Below are 23180 nucleotides of genomic sequence, written 5' to 3'. Positions count from 1 at the left end.
TATATTAATTACAAGATTTTATAAAATGACACAAAAAATTGTCGTAAATAATAATTATCAAACCACATCAAAAGAAATCAAATCTATTATAAACAGTTATGATTTGATTGATGATTATATTGCAAAAGGAACACGAAATTCTATCAAAAAAACCAGATTAGAATCGGGAAAAATTGCCACTATAAAATCTTTCAAAATTCCGAATATTGTCAACAAATTTGTCTATCGTTTTTTTAGAGAATCAAAAGCAAAACGTTCGTACGACTATGCGAATAAATTAATCGATTTAGGTTTTTTGACGCCCTACCCAATTGCGTTTATTGAGAATACATCAACACTTAGTTTTAGAGAAAGTTATTATTTTTGTGAATTAGTTGATGCGGATTTAACTTATCGCGAATTGGTACATGACGAAAAATGGCCAAATAGAACAGAAATTCTAAAACAATTTACTCGTTTTACGTTCAAATTACACGAAGCTGGAATTGAATTTTTGGATCATTCGCCTGGAAATACATTAATTAAACAAATCGGAGATAATCAATACGAATTTTATTTAGTTGATTTGAATCGAATGAATTTTCATGATTCAATGAATTTTGAAACAAGAATGAAAAACTTTTCTCGCCTTACACCACACAAAGAAATGGTTGAAATAATGGCGAAAGAATATGCAATACTCGTTCATAAACCAGAACAGAAGGTAATAAATGCGATGTGGAGCAAAACGGAAGAGTTTCAATTTAAATTTCATCGAAAACAAGCTCGAAAAAAGAAATTAAAAGCCTTAATAGGCAAATAATACAGATAAAAAATATAATCTTGTTCATCTTTTTTGGTCAGGTTTTGTCCACTTCTGTCCTTCATTTTTATAACAAAAAACACTTAAATCAAAATTTACAGAATAACATCAGCTAATAACTAAGCTTTCGTCATGTCTGGAAGACAAAAGATATATTAAAAAGCATTGAAGTAAAGCTTGTTGAACCCTTCCATAAACTCAGGACAGGCTCACCGAAGTTTTTTTTTTATTCCTAATAAAGTTATCGAAGTTTAGTTTTAAGCTACACAAGCAGTATTTTATATGATTACTATATAATTAAAAATAAGTAACATTTCCCCACAAGTTATATTATACTGTATTTTTTCTTAAATTTACTAAAAGCTCTTAACTATTTAAATAATAAAAAATCAAGAATTATGGACAATTTAAACAATCAAATAATTATTGTAACAGGTGGTGCTGCTGGCATTGGTGGTGGAATTACCAGTGAACTTGTAAAAAGAGGTGCATCTGTTATCGCAGTTGATGTTAATGAAGAAGCTGGGTTAGCGATTGAAAAGAAAAACGAAGGAAAGGTGATGTTTCTCAAGAAGCTGTTGCACAGAAAGCTGTTGAATTAGCTTTAACTAAATTTGGTAAACTTACGGGTTTAGTGAATAATGCCCATGTTTCGAGACAGAAACCATTGATGGAACTTACTGAAGATGATTGGTCAATTTCGTTTGATACAGGTTTTAGAGCCACACTTAATTTTATGAAAGCTGCCTACAACGAATTAAAGAAATCAGAAGGTGCTATCGTTAATTTTGGTTCTGGTGCCGCTTTGCAAGGAAGTAGATTTCAAGCAAGTTATGCAGCTGCAAAAGAAGCTATTCGAGGATTAAGTCGTGTTGCAGCAAATGAATGGGCTGCTGATAATATTCGTGTCAATGTAGTTTGTCCTCTTGCCTTAACTGCAGGCGTTGAGAAATGGAAAGAGAACTTCCCTGAAGATTATAATCACGTAGTAGAAAAAATTCCTTTAGGACGTTTTGGTGATCCTCAAAGTGATGTTGCTCCAATCGTGGCTTTTTTACTTAGTGAAGACAGCAAATATATGACTGGACAGACCTTAATGGCAGATGGTGGCGACATTAAACTTCGCTAAAAACTGTTTAAGTTAAATAAATAATAAAGGAGAAATAATTTAATTTCTCCTTTATTTTTATACTGTATTTTAGAAATATTAAAAAAATAATTTTAAGAATTCTGAATCATTTCAGAAAATGGAATAATCGTGTCATATCCTTTTTCTTTAAAATACTCTTTCATCCCTTCTCTATAAGTAACCAAAACAAAATCGCCACCCCAAGCTCCAAGACTTTTTACAATTCCTTCGTAGTCCGAGAAATACAATTCTTTCGCTTTTGGAATTTGCATAAAAGCACCTAATCGATCTTGATATTCAACCATAATAGATTCTAAATCTGTTAAATTATCAACCTTTGTCGCCTGAACAACCAAATCAGAAAGCTCATTAATCATTTGCCAGTCTTTTGGTTTATTCTTGTAATGGTTTCCTACAACCGCCTGTGTATCTTGTTTTTGATTTAGATAAACAAAATATAATTTATCTTTAAAATCCCAATTCAGCTCCAATTCTTCCACCTCTATTCGGGGTTTATTCTGAAACAAAATTGGTTTATTATGATGTGCACAAGCGATATCATAACCACTTGTATTGAAAGTCAACTTATTCAATTCAAACGGATTAACATCTATCCATTGACTAATTAAATCGATTAAAGTAGAGCTACTTCCTAAACCCCATTCTTGCGGATATTCTAACTTTGTTAAACATTGATAACTTTTATTAGAATTAAAAAAATCAGAATTTAATGTTTGCGCTTGCTTGAGAATTGTTTGCAAAGATTGACTTAATTGATCATTTGTTGAAGAAATAATATCTAAGTGATCTAAACTCAATTCAGCTTCAAACCATAACGAGTCATCGTATTTAGTTGCTTTCCAACTTATCGTATTTGTATTTTTAGCCGAATCTTCTACAAACAAACATTGCCCATATTTTGTGGGCAATGCAAATGCTTTCGCTCCATCTATTACAATATATTCCCCGATAAGGAATAATTTTCCATTGGAACGGTATGTTTTCATTTTTATTAGATTTGTGCAGAAGAAGTTGACACCTCTCTATTAATTTTCTTCACTAAACCTTGTAAAGTGTTACCTGGTCCTACCTCAATAAACTCAGTTGCACCGTCAGCTATCATCTGTTGAACAGATTGAGTCCATTTTACAGGGGCTGTTAATTGAGCAATTAAATTTTTCTTAATTGCTGCTGGATCGGTAATTGCTGTTGTTGTCACATTTTGATAAACTGGACAAATAGGCGTATTGAATGTCGTTTCCTCAATTGCCTTTGCTAATTCTTCTTCTGCAGATTTCATTAAAGGTGAATGAAAAGCTCCACCAACAGGTAAAACCAAAGCACGCTTAGCACCTAATTCTTTTAATTTTTCACAAGCTAAATTAACTGCTTCAATCTCTCCAGAAATCACTAATTGACCTGGACAATTGTAATTTGCTGCTACCACTACTCCTTCGATTTCTTTACAAGTATCTTCGACAATTTTATCTTCTAAACCTAAAATTGCAGCCATTGTAGAAGGATTTGCTTCACAAGCATCTTGCATGGCTAATGCACGTTTGTACACTAATTTTAATCCCGATTCAAAATCTAAGGTTTCATTAGCAACTAATGCAGAAATTTCACCTAAAGAATGACCTGCAACCATTTCTGGTTTAAAATCAGTTAAGGTTTTTGCTAAAATTACAGAATGTAAAAATACTGCTGGTTGAGTAACTTTTGTTTGTTTTAGATCTTCAGCAGAACCTTCGAACATGATCATTTTTATATCAAATCCTAAGATTTCATTTGCTTGGTCAAATAATTCTTTTGCTATTTCAGAATTTTCGTACAAGTCTTTACCCATTCCAGAGAATTGAGCACCTTGTCCTGGAAAAACATATGCTTTCATTGTGTTATTTTATAATCTATCGCAAATGTATAATAAAATCTTCAACTTCTTTGCTGAACTACGCTTTATAGCTTCTCATTTCTATAAATTTCGTCTAAATATTTGTATCGATTCGCAACAGAAATTGCGTGTAGTTTTGCAATTGTATAACCATCTTTTCCATCTAAAAAACCAAATCTCATCACGAAATAATTAAAAAAACGATAAGCTGGTTTTATTTTGTAATGAAAAAAATTAGGTTTGAGTTCTTTTTTTCTTAATTCTTGCGCTCTTAATCTTGAATAGCTATTTAATTTAACAAGATATTCCTTTTCATTATCATAAGTAAAATGATCCAATTTATTCTTAAAACAACCAACATTTCCTTGACATTCAATTATTTCATGTACCATGCGCTCAGATTTGTACTGCGATTTCGACTTTCTGAATAAGCGTATCACTTTATCATTTTGCATTCCAGAATATTTGATGTGTTTATTTCTAAAAAAGAATTTTCTATAAACATAATACGCATCAAATTTTGGCTGATTTTTAATAGTAGAAACCATCTCTTTTATCAATTCTGAAGGAATCCCTTCGTCGGCATCAAAAAAGGTAACCCATTCGTTATTTGCCAGTGAAATGGAATAGTTTCGTTGACTCGTAAAATTATCAAACTTACGTTTTACAAATTTTACTTTAGGATTTTGCAACGCTATTTCCTCTGTTTTATCAGTGCTATAAGAATCTACTATAATTATTTCTTCAGCATATTGTCCAACATGATTTAAATATCGTTGGATGTTTTTCTCTTCATTATAAGTTATTAGTAAAGCTGTAATTTTAGTAGACATTGATTCTATAGAATAATCTTTTTGAGTTTCTAATTCAACGCTTTTATCTGATTTAAATTGTCGTTCAATTTCATTCTGATTAAGAAATTTTTGTAATTTGTCTTTAAACAATTCAAAATCAAAGAATGAATAGAATTCATTAACTCGTTTTTTTATTCTTCGGTTATTTAGATCTGCAAACTTTTCGGGAAAATAATCTTTCAGATGAACACTTGTATGATTTATTCCATCTTCAAAAGTTGCCCATACATTTTTATCAATCCAAGGAGAAAAAATAATAAATGATTTTTTTCCTACCGCTTTTGTCATGTTTATGGCACCTCCATCATTTCCTACAATCAAATCACATTGATTTGTAATCGCAATAAACTCGCGCAAATCATTACCCAATAGTTCAAAATAAACTTTTGATTGTGTTTCTTTAGACAATTGATTATAAACTTCTTTGGCTTGATCTATTTGTTTTGGAAAATAATTGAATAATAGATTAACATTGAAATGTTGACCAATAAAATCAACCATTTTTGCCATTTTATTCAATGGAAAGGTTTTGGAAGGATCAGAGCCAAGCAAACTAATCATCATTGTTTTTCGAGAAGAATCTACTCCATGTTTTAGGAACAATGATTTCGCGTTCTGAATTTCTGCTTCTGTTAAGTACAACGTTGGTGCCGTAGCCAAAGGAGTTTCAATACCAAGAGGTTTTAACAATGACAAACGATGTTCTATTGCCAAACCAAGATATGATTTTGGTTCGTTGTGTTTGACCACATTATCGGTATACAAAAATGTTCGACCTGGTTTTTTGTAGGATATTTTTTTGGGTGCGTTGTTAATGAACACATTTATCCAACTTTGTAGTTTTGAATAAGCGTCTATGACAACGTCATATTTATTTTGATTAATTTTTTTAGAAAATCGAATCAATTTCTTTAATCCTTTGTTTTCTTTCTCGTCAAAAATAATTTTATGATCGATGTAAGGATTGTTTTCTAAAACTGGTAATGTGTTACTGTTAATTAAATAATCAATAGTTGCGTGTGGATAAGCTTTTTTGATATTTTCGCACAACAATGAAGTGATTAAAACATCGCCAATCATTTTGTGTTGGATAATCAAAACTTTCATAAAACATAGTTATACAGCAAAACTACTAAATAATGTTTGATTGAAATAAAAAAATCCTCATCAAACTGATGAGGATTGCTATTTTTTTTAAAAAATTGCTTTTAAATTATACTGCTACATTGTGCTCACGTAAAGCATCATTTAGAGAAGTCTTTTTATCCGTAGATTCTTTACGTTGTCCGATGATTAATGCACAAGGAACTTGGTATTCGCCTGCAGCAAATTTTTTCGTGTAAGAACCAGGAATAACCACAGAACGTGCAGGAACAAATCCTTTCATTTCTACTGGCTGATCACCTGTAACATCAATAATTTTTGTAGATGCAGTTAACACTACATTTGCACCTAAAACCGCTTCTTTACCAACATGTACACCTTCTACGACTATACAACGAGAACCGATAAATGCATTATCTTCGATAATTACAGGAGCGGCTTGCAATGGCTCTAAAACACCTCCAATACCAACACCACCAGATAAGTGTACATTTTTACCAATTTGTGCACAAGAACCTACAGTTGCCCATGTATCCACCATTGTTCCTTCGTCAACATACGCTCCAATATTTACATAAGAAGGCATTAAAATAACTCCAGAAGAAATATACGCACCATAGCGAGCAACAGCATTTGGCACAACACGAATTCCTTTTTCAGCATAGTTACGTTTCAATTCCATTTTATCATGGTATTCAAAAATTCCTGCTTCTAACGTTTCCATTTTTTGAATAGGGAAATACATAACAACTGCTTTTTTCACCCATTCATTCACTTGCCAACCATCTGCTACTGGTTCTGCACAACGCAATTGTCCATTATCAATCAACTCAATTACCTCTCTAATTGCTGCTTGTGTTGCATCTTCTTGTAACAATTCTCTATTGTCCCAAGCTTTCTCTATGATTTGTTTTAAATTCTCCATCTTTATTAATAATAGCCACAAATATAAAAATTATAATCAAGGGATTTCATAGAGATTATTTATTATTGAATCGTTTTTATAAATTTGCCAAATGTCAAGAATATTAGCGTTAGATTACGGAGGAAAAAGAACAGGCGTTGCCGTAACCGATGAATTGCAAATTATAGCTTCGCCTTTGGATACCATTGAAACCTCAAAATTGATGGATTTCTTGAAACAATATATCGAGAAAGAAAACGTTTCTGACCTTGTCGTTGGATTATCTGTTCGCTTTTCAGGAGAATTAAATGAGATTGAAAATCAAATACAACCTTTTTTAAAAAAGTTTTCAGCACAATTTCCATTGATTAAAATTCATCGTGAAAATGAGATGTTTACTTCTAAAATGGCTTCGCGAGCTATGTTCGAAGGTGGAATGAAAAAGAAAAAACGTCAAGAAAAGGGTATGGTAGATAAAGTGAGTGCTGTAATAATTTTACAATCATTTTTATCACATAAACTATAACAAATCGTATCTTTGCCGATAAATTAATAAAAAAAGATCAGAAAATGGTATTACCAGTTGTAGCTTACGGAGATCCTGTCTTACGTAAAGTTTCACAAGATATAGATCAAGATTATAAAAATCTACACGAACTGATCGAAAACATGTTCGATACAATGTACGACTCGAATGGAGTTGGTATCGCAGCACCGCAGATCGGAAAAAATATACGTTTATTTGTCGTTGATTGTTCACCTTTCGAAGAGGATGAAGATTATGATGATGTAAAAGAAGAATTGAAAAATTTTAAACGCGTTTTCATCAATCCTAAAAAAATCAGCAGTTCTGAAGGAGATGAATGGGCATTTACAGAAGGATGTTTGAGTATTCCTCACATCCATGAAGATGTTACACGTCCAGAATCGGTAACATTAGAATTTTTTGATGAAAATTGGGTAAAACATACCGAAACTTTTTCGGATATTCGTGCTCGTGTTATTCAACATGAATACGACCATTTGGAAGGAAAGCTTTTTATTGACTATATTTCGAGCTTTAAAAAGAAATTAATAAGTAATAAATTAAAAAATATAACAAAAGGGAAAGTAAACACGAGTTACAAAATGAAATTCCCTTCATAGACCCTTAAACATAATAGAATATGGATTTATCAAGAGTTATCGCAATTTCAGGAAAACCAGGATTATACCGTTTAATTTCTCAAACAAGAGGAGGTTTCGTTGTTGAAGATTTAGAAAAAGGTAAAAAAATCTCAATCGCATCTAACTACAATGTTAGTTTATTAGACAATGTAGCAATTTACGGTGTATCACAAGAGTTTCCTTTAGCAGAAGTTTTCTTCAGAATTTACAAGAAAGAAAACGGTGGAGAAACAATCGATCACAAATCTTCTGGAACAGAATTGCGTAAATATATGGAAGAAGTTTTACCAGAATATGACGATTCAAGAGTTTATGATTCTGATTTGAAAAAATTATTTCAATGGTATAATATCTTACACAAAAATGGATTATTAAACATCGACTTAGCTGCTGTAGAAGCTGCAATGGCTGCTCAACAAGCACAAGAAGCTCCTGTTGCTGAAGTAATAGAAGAAGCTAAAGAAGAAGTTGCTGTTGAAGAAAAACCAAAAAAGAAAGCTCCTGCTAAAAAGGCTGCTGACAAAAAAGACGCTGAAGAAAAACCAGCTAAAAAAACTGCTGCTAAAAAAACAACAGCTAAAAAAGATAAAGACGCTGAATAATTAGAAATGAATACACGTAAAGATCAATTACGAGCTTTCGAAAGATTGTTAGATATAATGGATAAATTACGTGAAAAGTGTCCATGGGATCGTAAACAAACGATGGAAACGTTGCGTACGTTATCTATAGAAGAAATTTATGAGCTTTCGGATGCCATTATCGAAAAAGATTCGGATGAAATAAAAAAAGAACTAGGTGATGTTTTTCTTCACCTGGTTTTTTATTCTAAAATAGCATCAGAGCAACAAAACTTCGACGTAGCTGATGTTTTAAATGGTATTTGTGACAAATTAATTCATCGTCATCCGCATATCTATGGAGATGTAGAAGCAAATACTGAAGAAAAAGTACTTCAAAATTGGGAACAAATCAAATTAAAAGAAGGAAACAAATCTGTCCTTTCTGGTGTTCCTACTTCTCTCCCAGCAATGGTAAAAGCCTATCGAATTCAAGACAAAGTAAAAGGTGTTGGATTTGAATTTGAAAATTCTGAACAAGTTTTTGATAAAATTGTAGAAGAAATTAACGAATTTAAAAACGAAGAAAATCCTTTGGATAAAGAGATGGAATTTGGCGATATTTTATTTTCTTTAATTAATTATGGACGATTCAATGGAATTAATTCAGAAGATGCATTAGAACGATCGAACAAAAAATTTATCCGTCGTTTTCAAAAGTTAGAAGAAATCGCAAAAGAAAATAATCAAAACATTGCCGATTTGACGATTTCTGAATTAGAAAACTTATGGAATTTAGCGAAAATTCGCTAGTGTAAAATTGACACTACTAAATGTATTTGATTTTACGAAAACGTTGTAATCAGACGTTTTAACATTATTATAGATATCTTTTATCGACACCAATAAAACAAAGTATTATCATTTATTGTGCACGCACAAAAAACCGACCTATATTTGCAATGGTTATAGCGGGCAATAGCTTGTAATAATGGAAGGAAGTTTGTTTACTAAGTAAACAGTTTTCTCATTTTTTTGTGGTTTTGATGAAAAGGTGACTTAAAGTCGCCTTTTTATTTTTTTTATCCGTTTCTTCTTTTAAAACCAACATTTCTCAACACTCATTTTTAACTGAATTATTTGTAAATTTGTAGAATGCAATTTCAATTAAATTCTGAATTCAAGCCTACAGGTGATCAGCCAAAAGCTATCGAAGAATTATCAAGAGGTATTCTTAGTCATGATCGTTATCAAACACTTTTAGGTGTCACTGGTTCTGGTAAAACATTTACGATTGCCAATGTTGTACAAGATGTTCAACGCCCTACCTTGGTTTTAGCGCATAACAAAACGTTAGCAGCTCAATTGTACATGGAATTCAAAGAGTTTTTTCCGAATAACGCAGTCGAATATTTTGTATCCTATTACGATTACTATCAACCCGAAGCTTATATCCCTTCTTCAGGAACCTATATCGAAAAGGATTTATCAATTAACGAAGAAATCGAAAAATTACGATTAAGTACAACTTCTTCTCTACTCTCTGGTCGTCGTGACATTTTAGTAGTCGCTTCGGTTTCGTGTTTATATGGAATTGGAAATCCAACAGAATTTCATAAAAATGTAATTCAGATTGAAACTGGACAAATTATTTCCCGAACAGCTTTTTTACATAAATTGGTTCAGGCATTATATTCGAGAACTGAAGGACTTTTTCAACGCGGAAATTTCAGAATTAAAGGCGATACGTTAGATATTTTTCCAGCTTACGCAGATGACGGAATTCGAATTAATTTCTTTGGAGATGAGATCGAAGAAATTTCAGTTTTTAATGTTGAAACAGGTAAAACTTCTACCAAATTAGATAAAATTAATATTTATCCTGCTAATTTATTTGTAACTTCTAAAGATACCTTAAATGGCGCTATTGCTGATATTCAAATTGATTTAAGAAAACAAGTTGATTATTACAAAGAAATTGGAAAACATCTCGAAGCTAAACGTCTGCAAGAACGCACAGAATTTGATTTGGAGATGATCAAAGAATTAGGATACTGTTCTGGAATAGAAAATTATTCAAGATACTTAGATGGTCGCGAACCTGGAACTCGTCCCTTCTGTTTGTTAGATTATTTCCCTGAAGATTATTTGATGGTCATCGACGAATCTCACGTTACAGTTTCTCAAGTTCATGCCATGTACGGAGGAGACCGTTCTCGTAAAGAGAATTTGGTCGAATATGGTTTTAGACTTCCAGCTGCAATGGACAATCGTCCTTTAAAATTTGAAGAATTTGAAGCTTTACAAAATCAAGTGATTTATGTATCGGCTACGCCAGCAAATTACGAGTTAGAAAAATCAGAAGGAATTGTTGTGGAACAAGTCATTCGTCCAACAGGATTATTAGATCCAATTATCGAAATTCGTCCTACACAAAACCAAGTAGATGATTTGATGGAAGAAATCAATAAACGTGTTGAGTTAGACGAACGTGTTTTGGTGACAACTTTAACCAAACGAATGGCAGAAGAATTAACGAAATACTTAACAAAATACGGCGTTCGTTGTCGCTACATTCACTCTGATGTTGACACTTTAGAACGTGTTCAAATTATGGCTGATTTGCGTACAGGACTATTTGATGTATTGGTTGGTGTTAATCTTTTGAGAGAAGGTTTAGATTTACCCGAAGTTTCTTTAGTTGCAATATTAGATGCTGATAAAGAAGGGTTCTTAAGAAGTCATCGTTCGTTAACACAAACAGTTGGTCGTGCAGCGAGAAATATCAACGGTTTGGCGATTATGTACGCAGATCGTATAACAGACAGTATGCAATTAACGATAGACGAAACTAATCGTCGTCGTGAAATACAAATGCAATACAACAAAGAACACAATAAAGTTCCACAAGCACTAAACAAAAAAATTACAAAGCTAAGTTTAGCGGCAGCAGAATTTGAAGAAAATCCATACGAACAAAAACATTTGATTCAGCAAGCTGCGGAAATTAATGAAAACTATTCAACCGAAGATAAAGATAAGTTGGTACAAAAATTGCAGAAGGAAATGGAAAAAGCTGCAAAAAATTTAGATTTTATAAAAGCAGCCGAGTTGAGAGATCAAATTCAACTCTTAACCAAAGAATAGCACGTTTTTTTTCTGTTTCAATGAAATTTTTAAGTTTTATATTAATATTTACTCTTTTCACCTCTTGTAATACACATATTCTAAAATCTTCTACGAATAATGAATTAATAGAAAATGAAGAGTATAGTATCATTCATCCTCGTGAATTGAAGATTTTTAAACGTTTTGATACGCCTCCAAATTTCTTAAGAAATCAAAATTATAATAACTTTGGAAAATGGTTAAATAATATTTCGCTTAAAAATAGTAATACCCCCGTTTATACTTTTGACGGTCAAAAAAAACCTAATCCTAATATTTATGTTGGAGTTTTAGATTTAGAACAACCCAAAAAAAATGTTCAGTTTAATGCAAATGCAGTTATGAGCTTGCGCTTGGAATATTTTTATCGTTCCAAAAAATATCTTGAAATGGATAAATTGGCAAAAGTTTCAACTCAACCAATTCCTTATTCAAAATATGTAGATGGCGATCATTCTTATTCAAAATACATTGAATATTTACAATATTACTTAGAAAACACCAATTCGAATACCATGTCTGAGTTAATGAAGCCTATCAACCTCAAAGATTTACAAATAGGCGATGTTTTCTTGCAAAAAGGAAGTATAAAAAATCATGCTGTTATCGTGATGGATCTTGCTGAAGATAACTTAGGAAACAAACTCTTTATTCTGTCGCAAAGCTATTATCCAAGCCAAGATTTACAAATTATCACGAATCCAAGCAATGATTTAATATCTCCTTGGTATATGGCAAAAGAAGGCGTTCTATTAACGCCTGAATGGCGATTTTTAACTTCGGATCTAATGCGTTTTAAATAACAATTTACTTTTTCAATCGTTTCATTTTACTTAAATTTGTTGATCAAAACCCAATAATTAATTAATACAGTAAAATAATCGATAATGCAAAGAGTATATTTAGACAATGCAGCAACAACAGCAATTCGTCCAGAAGTAGTAGACGAAATGGCTCATGTGATGAAAAACGTTTTTGGTAACCCATCTTCTACTCACGTTTTTGGTAGAGAAGCCAAAGCATTGATCGAAATGTCAAGGAAAAATATTGCGCAACGATTAAACGTTTCTCCTGCCGAAATTTATTTCACTTCTTGTGGAACAGAATCTAACAACACAATTATTCGTTCTTGTATTAATGATTTGGGCGTTACTCGAATCATTACATCTGATATGGAGCACAAATGTGTGCAAGAAAGCGTAAAAGACGTTGAAAATAGAGCCAATATTGAAGTCGTTAAATTGAATATTTTAAAAGACGGAAATATCGATTATGCTCAATTAGAAGAAGTATTAAAAGATCAATCTAAAAAAACATTGGTTTCATTAATGCATGCAAACAACGAAATTGGAAACTTAACAGACGTGAAAGCAATTTCTAAAATGTGTCAAGAAAATAATACATTATTCCATACCGACACAGTACAAACTGTTGGTCATTATGATTTAGATTTTCAAGATTTGGGAATGGATTTCGCTTCTTGCTCTGCTCATAAAATTCATGGTCCAAAAGGTGCTGGGTTCTTGTATGCTAAAAAAGCATCACATATCAAACCATTGATTGCTGGTGGTGGACAAGAAAGAGGTTTACGTTCTGGAACAGAAAATGTGTACGGAATTGTTGGTCTTTCAAAATCATTAGACTTGGCTTTAGATGAATTAGAAGCACATGTAAAACACATCAAAGAAATCAAACAATATACGATTGATCAATTAAAAAAAGCAATTCCAGGTGTCGCTTTTAACGGACTTTCTGAAGATTTAGACAAAAGTTTATACGCTTTATTAAGCATCAAATTACCATTTCACGACACATTAATTGGTTTCGAATTAGAATTGGCAGGTATCGCAGTTTCTCAAGGAAGTGCATGCAGTTCTGGTGCAGCTAAAGTTTCATTAGTCATGCAAACATTATATACAGAAGAAGAAATCGATCAAATGACACCTTTACGTGTTTCGTATTCGTATGAAACAACTAAAGAGGAGATTGATATTCTAATCGGTACCTTGAAAAAAATCGCTGAAAAGCATCAATTACAAAACGCTTAATGTCAGATTTTAATCAACTTGATATCCTCATCCTAATTGCATTAGCTTTGGGGTTTATCAATGGATTTTTCAAAGGATTTATTTCACAATTAATTGGTTTAGTCGGATTTTTTGTCGCAATTTGGTTAAGTTTTAAATTTTATCAAATCATTGAAATTTATGTCGATGCTTACAATATCGTCGCTGATAGTTTAACTTCAATAGTTGCCTTAATAATCACCTTTGCGTTAGCTTTTTTCACCATAAAGTTAGCCTCAAGTATCACGCAAAAAACCGTCGAAGCAATTGGTTTAGGAATCATAAATCGATTTGGTGGAGCAGCTTTAGGATTAATTATTTCATTATTATTATCCGCAAGTGTTTTGTATTACGCAGATCCAATTTTAGAATTAGGTTTTAAAGAAACAAAAGACGAAAGTCAAATTTTACCTATTCTAAATGAAAGTTCTCAAATCATCAAAAACTCCATCTTCGAGACAAAAGATAATCTACGAAACGTATCAAACGATTCTATAAAATAACATAATTAAAAACAAGAAGCTTCTTATCAGCTAACAAGAAGCTTCTCGTTTTGCAACGAGAGGCTTCTTATTTTATAATTAGAAAGTCTTTTTAAGTTAAATAAAATCTACTAACGACATCTTATGTCGGATAAAATCGTTCCTTTGTTCTAAATTTATCATCCATGAACAGCGCAATTATCTTAACAGCCCTTCTTTTTTTTATCATTGGTGCTGTAATCAGTTTTTTATATGCTAAATCTAAAGCAAATTCAGCCATAATTGGAAATGAAATAAAATACCAAGAACTTCAGAAACAATATGAATCGTTAAAAAGTGAGTTTATCGAAATAAAAGATGATGCCAATTTCAATTTGGATCAATGGCAAAAAGAACGCGAAAAAAATACGGAATTAACCGTCCGTCATCAAGAAGCGATAAAAGCAGTTGAAGAACAGAAATCATTTATGCTTGAAACAAACGAACGATTAAAAGAGCAATTCGAAGCACTATCAGCTCAAGTTTTGAGAAGTAATAATGAACAATTTCTTGATTTAGCAAAAACGACGTTAGACAAACACTTTTCTGATTCGAAGAATGATTTGGAAAAACGTCAACAAGCCATTGATTCTTTGATCAAACCTTTGAATGAAAGCTTGAATAAATTTGATGGAAAAATTTCTGAAATTGAAAAGGCACGTGAAGGTGCATATTCAGAAATAAAAGTTTTCTTAGATTCGATGCGTGGCACAACGGATAAATTACAAAAAGAAACCAACACCTTAGTTTCTGCACTTAAAACTTCGCACACAAGAGGTAAATATGGTGAAATAGGTTTGCGTCGTGTTGTTGAATTTGCTGGCATGTCATCTTTTTGTGATTTCGAAGAACAAACTTCTGTACAATCTGAAAATGGTTTACTTCGTCCCGATTTAATTGTTAATCTTCCAGGAAATCGTAAAGTAATCGTGGACTCTAAAGTTCCATTGAACCAGTATATGATGGCTTTTGAAACGGAAGATGAAACCCAAAGGAAACATCATTTGCAACTACATGCAAAAGCAGTGCGCGAACATCTAAAGAATTTAAGCTCTAAAGCCTATTGGAATCAATATACCGAAGCACCAGATTATGTGGTGATGTATCTACAAATTGAAAGTTCTTTTGGTGCAGCCTTAGAATTGGAGCGAACTTTGATAGAAGATGCTCTAAACAATAGAATAATTATTGCAACACCCACTACTTTGATTACAATGCTTCGTACAATTGCGTTTAGCTGGCAACAATTAAATGTTGCAGAAAATATATATCAAATGCGCGATGCTGGAATCGAATTATACAATCGTGTAAACGTTTTAATTCAACATTTAGCCACAGTTGGTCATAATTTAAATCAGGCAACACAAAGTTATAATAAAGCGATCGGATCGCTTGAAAACCGCTTTATTCCTCAGGTGAAAAAGCTGAAAGAAATAGGTGGTACTTTGATGGAAAAAGAAATTTCAGAAACTAAGCCTGTCGACACAATGATTCGTGCAATAAATAACGTAGATATTCAATAATCATTCTATATTTGTACAACTATTGAAGAGAATGAAAACAAGTCTATTTACCTTGATTTTACTATATTCTCCTGCTATTTTTGGGCAGGTAAATTTTGAAGAGAAATCTGTTCAGGTAAAACCAAATTTAGAACTAAATAAAGTATACAACTATTCATTTACAGATCGTAACTTCTCGATTTCTGTAAATGATACTGTGTCTAAAGTTGTCAACCAATCATACAAATCGGTTGAACTGATGGATAAAAATGAATTTGCCAACAAGTACACATTTATCAATGGTAAAAATCATTCGAATGATCCTGATGATTTCTACCGCGATTTCATCAATAATTCTGAAGGATTGGAATATCAATTTACGACAAATCCTTCTGGTGAATTTTTAGAATTATTGAATACTCCTCAGATTGAAGAAAAATTGCTTAAAATAACAGATCGACTTTCTAAACAACGTAAAAAATCTGAAGATTATAAAGCTAACATTGCACACATCGAAGAAATGATCAAATCAAAAACCTATGTACCCTACGTTTTTGAACAAGAAGTGCATGTTTTCAGTTATTTCAATGGGCAATATTTTCGTTTAGGCGAAAATTATGAAGGAAGATCTGTCCAAGAAAATATTTTTGGTTTCCCTATTTCATCAACAACCAACACTTATCTAAAGGATCTTAACAAAGAGCAAGGGACTTATACCATTGTTTCTGACCAAAATTTGAGCAAGGATGATTTTGAAAAATTATGGGAAGAAATGGCGTATTATATGCTAAATGATGCCAAATTGAATTTATCTCAAGAACAAGTAAAAAAAGAGATTAAAAAATATTCGGAAACGGTAGAACTGAAAGTAAAGTATGAGAATACCTACAACTTGAATTCTATTCTTTTAAAATCTGAATATTTATTCAGTTTAAATATTGGTGCTAAAAAAACGGTTAATCACTTAAGCATTAAATTATTGAATGATTAAACTTTTATTTTTTAGTGATTTAAAGAACCTTTTAAAATAATTTGGTTTATTTTTGACTTAGACTTGATACTTTTTAATGAAAATTAATTTTACATATTATCTGTTTTTTCTATTTTTTTCGATAAAAATTTTCGCTCAGAATCCTGTTCAAGATAGTATTTCACCGATAATAAATGATTCGATTTCTGATAAAACAGAAGAAACAGTCATTTTTCCGAAAACTTATTGGAATGTAGGTGATGAAAAAAGATACAATGTAACAGCAAGCGAAGTGAAATTGGAAGATGATACCATTGCGCATCAAGAACAATATACTTATAACGTTATTGTTCAAGTTGAGAATATTTATCAAAATGAAACAATTGTAAAATGGAATTTTAGAAATGTACAATTCAATTCTAAATCCTATTTAAACAATCCTTTTTCGTTGGTTAATAATGTTTCTATTTCATTTAAAATAGATCAAGACGGAAGATTTTTAGAGTTTACAAATCTTGATAAAACGTTAAAAGAATTAATCTTATCTGCTGAAGATTTAGAAAATAAATACTTGGATAATCCATCTGCAATAGCGATTATTAAAAAGAATTTACAATATTATTCGACCGATGAAAACATCGTCAAATTATTTGATAAAGATATTCGTCAATTTCATCATTTTTATGGAAAGAGTACTTTTACTTTAGAGAGTGCTCCTTTTGTGTATCAATCGTACATGGACAATTTATTTAGCGCTTCTCCTACTCCAGCTTCTACGGAATTAAAGTTAAATGAAATTGGAATTTCTCAAACAAATTACATTATGTCGAGTTTTCAGGAAGCAGACAAAGAATGGCTTGCAAATTCTTGGTACACCTATCTAAAAGAATTGGCTACAAAATTAGGAACTGAGCAACCATCAGAAGATCGATTAAAAGACGATATCAAATATTACGTTAAAATGACGTCGCGTATCAAGGATAATGGTTGGCTTTCGTACAGTATCGAAACCAAAAAAGTAAAATTCCAAGATACAGATTATACCTTAGAGCGTCGTTTTGAGCTTGTCAACTAAAACATGCATCAATACTGATATTTCTTACCCTTATTAAATCATAAAAACTACGTGAATCAGGATTATTTTTCATAATTTTGCTTTCATTTTATATAAATTATATTCACTATGCAATTGTCTGAACAAGAAATTATTCGTAGAGAAAAACTACAACAATTAAGAGACTTAGGCGTTGAGCCTTACCCTGCCGAAGAATTCGTGGTAACTTCTAATTCGAAAGAAATTAAGGAAAAGTACGAAGAAGGAAAGGTAGTCAAGCTTGCCGGACGATTGATGAGTGTTCGTGTAATGGGAAAAGCATCTTTCGCAGAATTACAAGATAGCGAAGGTCGTATTCAGCTGTATGTATCAAGAGATGACATCTCTTCATCAGAAGAAGGAATCGAATACAATACTATTTTCAAGAAATTGATGGACATAGGAGATTTCATTGGAATCGAAGGATACGAATTCAAAACTAAAGTGGGTGAAATTTCTGTTCATGTAACAAAATTAACATTGTTATCAAAAACTTTACGTCCATTACCAATCGTTAAAACAGACGATGAAGGTCACATTTTTGATGCTTTTACAGATCCAGAATTACGTTACCGTATGCGTTATGTAGATTTGGTTGTAAACCCTCATGTCAAAGAAATTTTCTTAAAACGTACACGTTTATTCAATGCTATGCGTAATTTCTTCAACGATCGTGGATACATGGAAGTAGAAACTCCAGTTTTACAATCAATTCCTGGAGGAGCAGCAGCTCGTCCGTTTATTACGCATCACAATGCTTTGGACATTCCATTATATTTAAGAATCGCAAACGAATTATACTTAAAAAGATTAATCGTTGGTGGTTTTGATGGTGTTTACGAATTTTCTAAAAACTTCCGTAACGAAGGAATGGACCGTACACACAATCCAGAATTTACAGCAATGGAAATTTATGTTGCTTACAAAGATTACAACTGGATGATGGATTTCACAGAACAACTATTAGAGCACTGTGCTATCGCTGTCAATGGAACTTCTGAAGCTACTTTTGGAGAACATAAAATCAATTTTAAAGCGCCTTACAAACGAGTAACAATGCGTCAAGCAATTATTGATTTTACAGGTTTTGACATCGATGGTAAATCTGAAGCTGAATTATTTGAAGCAGCAAAAAGTATGGGAATCGAGGTTGATGATACAATGGGTAAAGGAAAACTAATTGATGAAATTTTCGGTGAAAAATGTGAAGGAAATTACATTCAACCAACTTTCATTACCGATTATCCAAAAGAAATGTCGCCATTGACAAAACAACACCGCGATAATCCTGAATTAACTGAACGTTTCGAATTAATGGTTTGTGGAAAAGAAATTGCAAACTCATATTCAGAATTAAATGATCCAATCGATCAACGTGAACGTTTCGAAGAACAATTAAAATTATCTGCAAAAGGTGACGACGAAGCAGGAGAATTTATTGACGAAGATTTCTTACGTGCTTTAGAATTCGGAATGCCGCCTACAGGTGGTTTAGGAATCGGTATGGACCGTTTGATTATGTTCTTAACAAACAATCCATCTATTCAAGAAGTTTTATTCTTCCCTCAAATGCGTCCAGAAAAAGCTGCACCAGCCTACGAATTGACAGAAGAAGAAACTAAAATTATTGAAATCTTAAAAGCTAACGAAAACATTGATTTAAATGAATTAAAGTCTCAAGCTGCTTTGAGCGGTAAAAAATGGGACAAATCAATGAAAAATTTAGCAAAATATAACTTGACTAAAGTTACTGTTGAAGGAGATTCTAAGACAGTTTCATATTTAGGCGAGTAAATTATTACCCTTTCATCTATATTTAAAAGCTCAACTTCGGTTGGGCTTTTTTTATGGCGTTCCCTCGCCAACCATCATCCTCTTAAATAATATGAATCCCTTAGCGCTCGGTCGGGCTATCCGTTGCAATCTTTTGTTTGGAGTAACATAGCACCTAAAAACAAAATCCTTCGTCAAACAAAAGGATTTCCACTACTATCCCTAACGCGTTTAGCGTTTAGCGTTTAGCGTTTAGCGTTTAGCGTTTAGCGTTTAGCAAAATTACAAAACATATAAACACAAAAAAAGCCTCAAGAAATAATCTTGAGGCTTTTGATAAAAACTGGCGACGACCTACTCTCCCGCAATAGCAGTACCATCGGCGCAGGCAGGCTTAACTTCTCTGTTCGGAATGGGAAGAGGTGAGCCCTGCAGCTATAGTCACCCTAATATTTTTAATTAGGTATTAGTTCCTAATATTTCTTGACACTATTAGATGTTGTATTAAGTCTTATGTTTTATTGTATTAAGTGATTACTTAATACTTTTACATAATACATTTTACAAACTTTTACAATCTGGTATTACATGTTTAATCCAAATAAGATTAACTAACCTTCTCTATGACGATTAAATCAATCTTAGTATTTAATCTTTTTATTGTTGTTGGTATCGCTACCAACTATCTTTGATTCGTTGTACTTTTAAGAAAAAGTCTATGGGTAATTAGTACTACTCGACTATGACATCGCTGCCTTTACATCTATAGCCTATCAACGTTGTAGTCTACAACGACCCTTTAAAGAAGTCTAATCTTGCGGCGAGTTTCGCACTTATATGCTTTCAGTGCTTATCTCTTCCAAACGTAGCTACTCAGCGGTGCACCTGGCGGCACAACTGATACACCAGAGGTTTGTTCAACACGGTCCTCTCGTACTAGAGTCAAGTCCGCTCAAACTTCTAACGATCACAACAGATAGAGACCGAACTGTCTCACGACGTTCTGAACCCAGCTCGCGTGCCACTTTAATGGGCGAACAGCCCAACCCTTGGGACCTTCTCCAGCCCCAGGATGTGACGAGCCGACATCGAGGTGCCGAACCTCCCCGTCGATGTGAGCTCTTGGGGGAGACTAGCCTGTTATCCCCGGAGTACCTTTTATCCTTTGAGCGATGGCCCTTCCATACGGAACCACCGGATCACTATGTCCTGCTTTCGCACCTGATCGACTTGTTGGTCTCACAGTCAAGCACCCTTATGCCATTACACTCTACGCACGGTTACCAAGCGTGCTGAGGGTACCTTTGAAAGCCTCCGTTACTCTTTTGGAGGCGACCACCCCAGTCAAACTACCCACCATGCACTGTCCTTCCAAAAGGAAGTTAGGCTCCAAGTAAATAAAGGGTGGTATTTCAACAATGACTCCACAATACCTAGCGATACTGATTCATAGTCTCCCACCTATCCTACACATTATTTACCCGAAGTCAATACAAAGCTATAGTAAAGGTTCACAGGGTCTTTTCGTCCCGTTGCGATTAACCGGCATCTTCACCGATACTACAATTTCACCGAGATCATGGTTGAGACAGTGCCCAGATCGTTACACCATTCGTGCAGGTCGGAACTTACCCGACAAGGAATTTCGCTACCTTAGGACCGTTATAGTTACGGCCGCCGTTTACTGGGGCTTCAGTCAAAACCTTCGAGTTGCCTCTAAGCTCCTTCCTTAACCTTCCAGCACCGGGCAGGTGTCAGACCCTATACGTCATATTTCTATTTTGCAGAGTCCTGTGTTTTTGATAAACAGTCGCCTGGGCCTTTTTACTGAGGCTGTCATTGCTGACAGCGACCTTTCTCCCGAAGTTACAGGTCTATTTTGCCTAATTCCTTAACCATGAATCGCTCGAGCGCCTTAGGATACTCTCCTCGACCACCTGTGTCGGTTTACGGTACGGGCTGCACATCTCGCTATTTCTTGGAACAATTTTCAGAGGATTATCACTCCAGCCGAAACCTTCGTGTACTATCCCTACTTTACGTAGGTTCAACGTACTATTCCGTCAGTACGCACCTCCTACAATCATTCGTCACTTTTATTGAGTGCAGGTACGGGAATATTAACCCGTTTGCCATCCACTTCCCCCAAAGGGTGCGTGTTAGGTCCCGACTAACCCTCAGCTGATTAGCATAGCTGAGGAATCCTTAGTCTTACGGCGAATAAGTTTCTCACTTATTTTATCGTTACTCATGCCTACATTTTCTTTTCTAAAAGCTCCACCACCCATTACCAGGTGACTTCTGCGCCGTTAGAATGCTCCCCTACCAGTCATACATAAGTATGAATCCATAGCTTCGGTAATATGCTTATGCCCGATTATTATCCATGCCGGATCGCTCGACTAGTGAGCTGTTACGCACTCGTTAAATGAATAGCTGCTTCCAAGCTAACATCCTAGCTGTCAATGCAATCCAACCGCGTTTTCTCAACTTAGCATATATTTGGGGACCTTAGCTGATGGTCTGGGTTCTTTCCCTCTCGGACATGGACCTTAGCACCCATGCCCTCACTGCCTAGAAACATATATTAGCATTCGGAGTTTGTCAGGAATTGGTAGGCGGTGAAGCCCCCGCATCCAATCAGTAGCTCTACCTCTAATATACTTAACTAAACGCTGCACCTAAATGCATTTCGGGGAGTACGAGCTATTTCCCAGTTTGATTGGCCTTTCACCCCTACCCACAGGTCATCCGAAGACTTTTCAACGTCAACCGGTTCGGTCCTCCACTTTGTGTTACCAAAGCTTCAACCTGCCCATGGGTAGATCACAAGGTTTCGCGTCTAATACTACTGACTATAGCGCCCTATTCAGACTCGCTTTCGCTACGGCTCCGGACCTGAAGTCCTTAACCTTGCCAGCAACATTAACTCGTAGGCTCATTATGCAAAAGGCACGCCGTCACACTTTAGTGCTCCGACCGCTTGTAGGCGTACGGTTTCAGGTTCTATTTCAACTTTCTATTCGAAATGCTTTTCACCTTTCCTTCACAGTACTAGTTCACTATCGGTCTTTGAGGAGTATTTAGCCTTGGAAGATGGTCCTCCCATATTCGGACAGAATTTCTCGTGTTCCGCCTTACTCGTTATCAACCTTATAACCTTTTCGCTTACGGGACTATCACCCTCTTCGGTTAACCTTTCCAGGTTATTCTACTAAAATTATAAAGTCTTTAGGGCTAATCCGCGTTCGCTCGCCACTACTTACGGAATCTCAATTGATTTCTTTTCCTATTGGTACTTAGATGTTTCAGTTCCCAACGTTCGCTCTGCTTGCGCAGTGACATGTCTTCAACATGCCGGGTTGTCCCATTCGGAAATCTTCGGATATAATGTGTATGTGCCACTCCCCGAAGCTTATCGCAGCTTATCACGTCCTTCATCGCCTCTCAAAGCCTAGGCATCCGCCGTACGCCCTTTGTAACTTTTTTCTCGATTTAACCGTCATATTATTGAGCGGTTATGTTAATCTTACTCGTTTTATTGATTAATTGTATACCTTTTTAAAACTTTTGTATTTATTTCTAAATCTGTTTGTTTTTGATTGTATGCGATTATAATTATTATATTATAATCTGTTTCTAATAATGTCAATGAACTCTTCTGTTAATTCGGAAA

At 33.9% G+C, this 23180-nt stretch carries 17 protein-coding genes, 2 rRNA genes and 1 pseudogene; 14 read left to right on the top strand and 6 right to left on the bottom strand.

What is annotated here, in order from left to right:
* Positions 1–25 precede the first annotated feature (25 nt).
* Entirely contained in the window at positions 26–802 is a 777-nt protein-coding gene (locus NZD85_RS14300) for a lipopolysaccharide kinase InaA family protein (protein ID WP_188319010.1), read from the top strand.
* Positions 803–1200: 398 nt separating this feature from the next.
* Positions 1201–1931 (top strand): annotated as a pseudogene (locus tag NZD85_RS14295) (SDR family NAD(P)-dependent oxidoreductase).
* A gap of 92 nt (positions 1932–2023) precedes the next feature.
* Here the strand turns inward: NZD85_RS14295 and NZD85_RS14290 are convergent.
* The 4 genes from NZD85_RS14290 to NZD85_RS14275 all read right to left on the bottom strand — a co-directional run bounded on the left by NZD85_RS14290 (position 2024) and on the right by NZD85_RS14275 (position 6705).
* The gene (locus NZD85_RS14290; protein ID WP_171623314.1) at positions 2024–2938 is read right to left on the bottom strand and encodes a GYDIA family GHMP kinase; all 915 of its coding nucleotides are present in this window, start codon (positions 2936–2938) and stop codon (positions 2024–2026) included.
* A 5-nt stretch (positions 2939–2943) separates the two neighbouring features.
* A complete protein-coding gene (gene fabD, locus NZD85_RS14285; RefSeq protein WP_260542534.1) occupies positions 2944–3822 on the bottom strand; it encodes an ACP S-malonyltransferase in 879 nt (292 codons plus the stop codon).
* A 65-nt stretch (positions 3823–3887) separates the two neighbouring features.
* Positions 3888–5783, bottom strand: a complete 1896-nt coding sequence (locus NZD85_RS14280) for a glycosyltransferase (RefSeq protein ID WP_260542532.1) — start codon at positions 5781–5783, stop codon at positions 3888–3890.
* Positions 5784–5889: 106 nt separating this feature from the next.
* The gene (locus NZD85_RS14275) at positions 5890–6705 is read right to left on the bottom strand and encodes a 2,3,4,5-tetrahydropyridine-2,6-dicarboxylate N-succinyltransferase (RefSeq protein ID WP_171623311.1); all 816 of its coding nucleotides are present in this window, start codon (positions 6703–6705) and stop codon (positions 5890–5892) included.
* Positions 6706–6796: 91 nt separating this feature from the next.
* Between NZD85_RS14275 and ruvX the strand changes: the two genes are divergently transcribed.
* From ruvX to lysS, 12 genes are all read left to right on the top strand, one after another.
* Complete coding sequence (gene ruvX, locus NZD85_RS14270; RefSeq protein WP_171623310.1) at positions 6797–7210, top strand: Holliday junction resolvase RuvX; 414 nt, start codon at positions 6797–6799, stop codon at positions 7208–7210.
* A 44-nt stretch (positions 7211–7254) separates the two neighbouring features.
* Positions 7255–7830 (top strand): peptide deformylase, encoded by a 576-nt coding sequence (def, locus tag NZD85_RS14265; RefSeq protein ID WP_171623309.1) that lies wholly within the window; start codon positions 7255–7257, stop codon positions 7828–7830.
* A gap of 20 nt (positions 7831–7850) precedes the next feature.
* Positions 7851–8453, top strand: a complete 603-nt coding sequence (locus tag NZD85_RS14260) for a DUF5606 family protein (RefSeq protein ID WP_260542525.1) — start codon at positions 7851–7853, stop codon at positions 8451–8453.
* Positions 8454–8459: 6 nt separating this feature from the next.
* The gene (gene mazG / locus NZD85_RS14255; protein ID WP_260542523.1) at positions 8460–9224 is read left to right on the top strand and encodes a nucleoside triphosphate pyrophosphohydrolase; all 765 of its coding nucleotides are present in this window, start codon (positions 8460–8462) and stop codon (positions 9222–9224) included.
* Between the two features lie 342 nt (positions 9225–9566).
* The gene (uvrB, locus tag NZD85_RS14250; protein WP_260542521.1) at positions 9567–11558 is read left to right on the top strand and encodes an excinuclease ABC subunit UvrB; all 1992 of its coding nucleotides are present in this window, start codon (positions 9567–9569) and stop codon (positions 11556–11558) included.
* A 20-nt stretch (positions 11559–11578) separates the two neighbouring features.
* Positions 11579–12382, top strand: coding sequence for a DUF4846 domain-containing protein (locus NZD85_RS14245; RefSeq protein ID WP_260542520.1), 804 nt, complete (start codon positions 11579–11581; stop codon positions 12380–12382).
* Between the two features lie 84 nt (positions 12383–12466).
* Positions 12467–13627 (top strand): cysteine desulfurase family protein, encoded by a 1161-nt coding sequence (locus NZD85_RS14240; RefSeq protein WP_260542519.1) that lies wholly within the window; start codon positions 12467–12469, stop codon positions 13625–13627.
* Positions 13627–14148 (top strand): CvpA family protein, encoded by a 522-nt coding sequence (locus NZD85_RS14235; RefSeq protein ID WP_260542517.1) that lies wholly within the window; start codon positions 13627–13629, stop codon positions 14146–14148. Before NZD85_RS14240 ends, NZD85_RS14235 begins: the two co-directional genes overlap by 1 nt.
* 164 nt (positions 14149–14312) lie before the next feature.
* Positions 14313–15689 (top strand): DNA recombination protein RmuC, encoded by a 1377-nt coding sequence (gene rmuC, locus NZD85_RS14230; RefSeq protein ID WP_225540311.1) that lies wholly within the window; start codon positions 14313–14315, stop codon positions 15687–15689.
* Positions 15690–15720: 31 nt separating this feature from the next.
* On the top strand, positions 15721–16659 hold the full coding sequence (locus NZD85_RS14225) for a hypothetical protein (RefSeq protein WP_171623301.1): 939 nt from the start codon (positions 15721–15723) through the stop codon (positions 16657–16659).
* Between the two features lie 76 nt (positions 16660–16735).
* Positions 16736–17713, top strand: a complete 978-nt coding sequence (locus NZD85_RS14220; protein WP_188319014.1) for a hypothetical protein — start codon at positions 16736–16738, stop codon at positions 17711–17713.
* Positions 17714–17821: 108 nt separating this feature from the next.
* Complete coding sequence (gene lysS / locus NZD85_RS14215; RefSeq protein ID WP_260542515.1) at positions 17822–19525, top strand: lysine--tRNA ligase; 1704 nt, start codon at positions 17822–17824, stop codon at positions 19523–19525.
* 320 nt (positions 19526–19845) lie between these two features.
* Here the strand turns inward: lysS and rrf are convergent.
* Positions 19846–19953 (bottom strand): 5S ribosomal RNA (gene rrf, locus NZD85_RS14210).
* A 257-nt stretch (positions 19954–20210) separates the two neighbouring features.
* Positions 20211–22993: ribosomal RNA gene (locus NZD85_RS14205) — 23S ribosomal RNA — on the bottom strand.
* Between the last annotated feature and the right edge of the window lie 187 nt (positions 22994–23180).

The sequence above is a fragment of the Empedobacter stercoris genome (assembly GCF_025244765.1).
GTDB lineage: Bacteria > Bacteroidota > Bacteroidia > Flavobacteriales > Weeksellaceae > Empedobacter > Empedobacter stercoris.
Note: the sequence above shows the minus strand (reverse complement) of the source record. Positions and strands in the feature narration are given on the sequence as shown.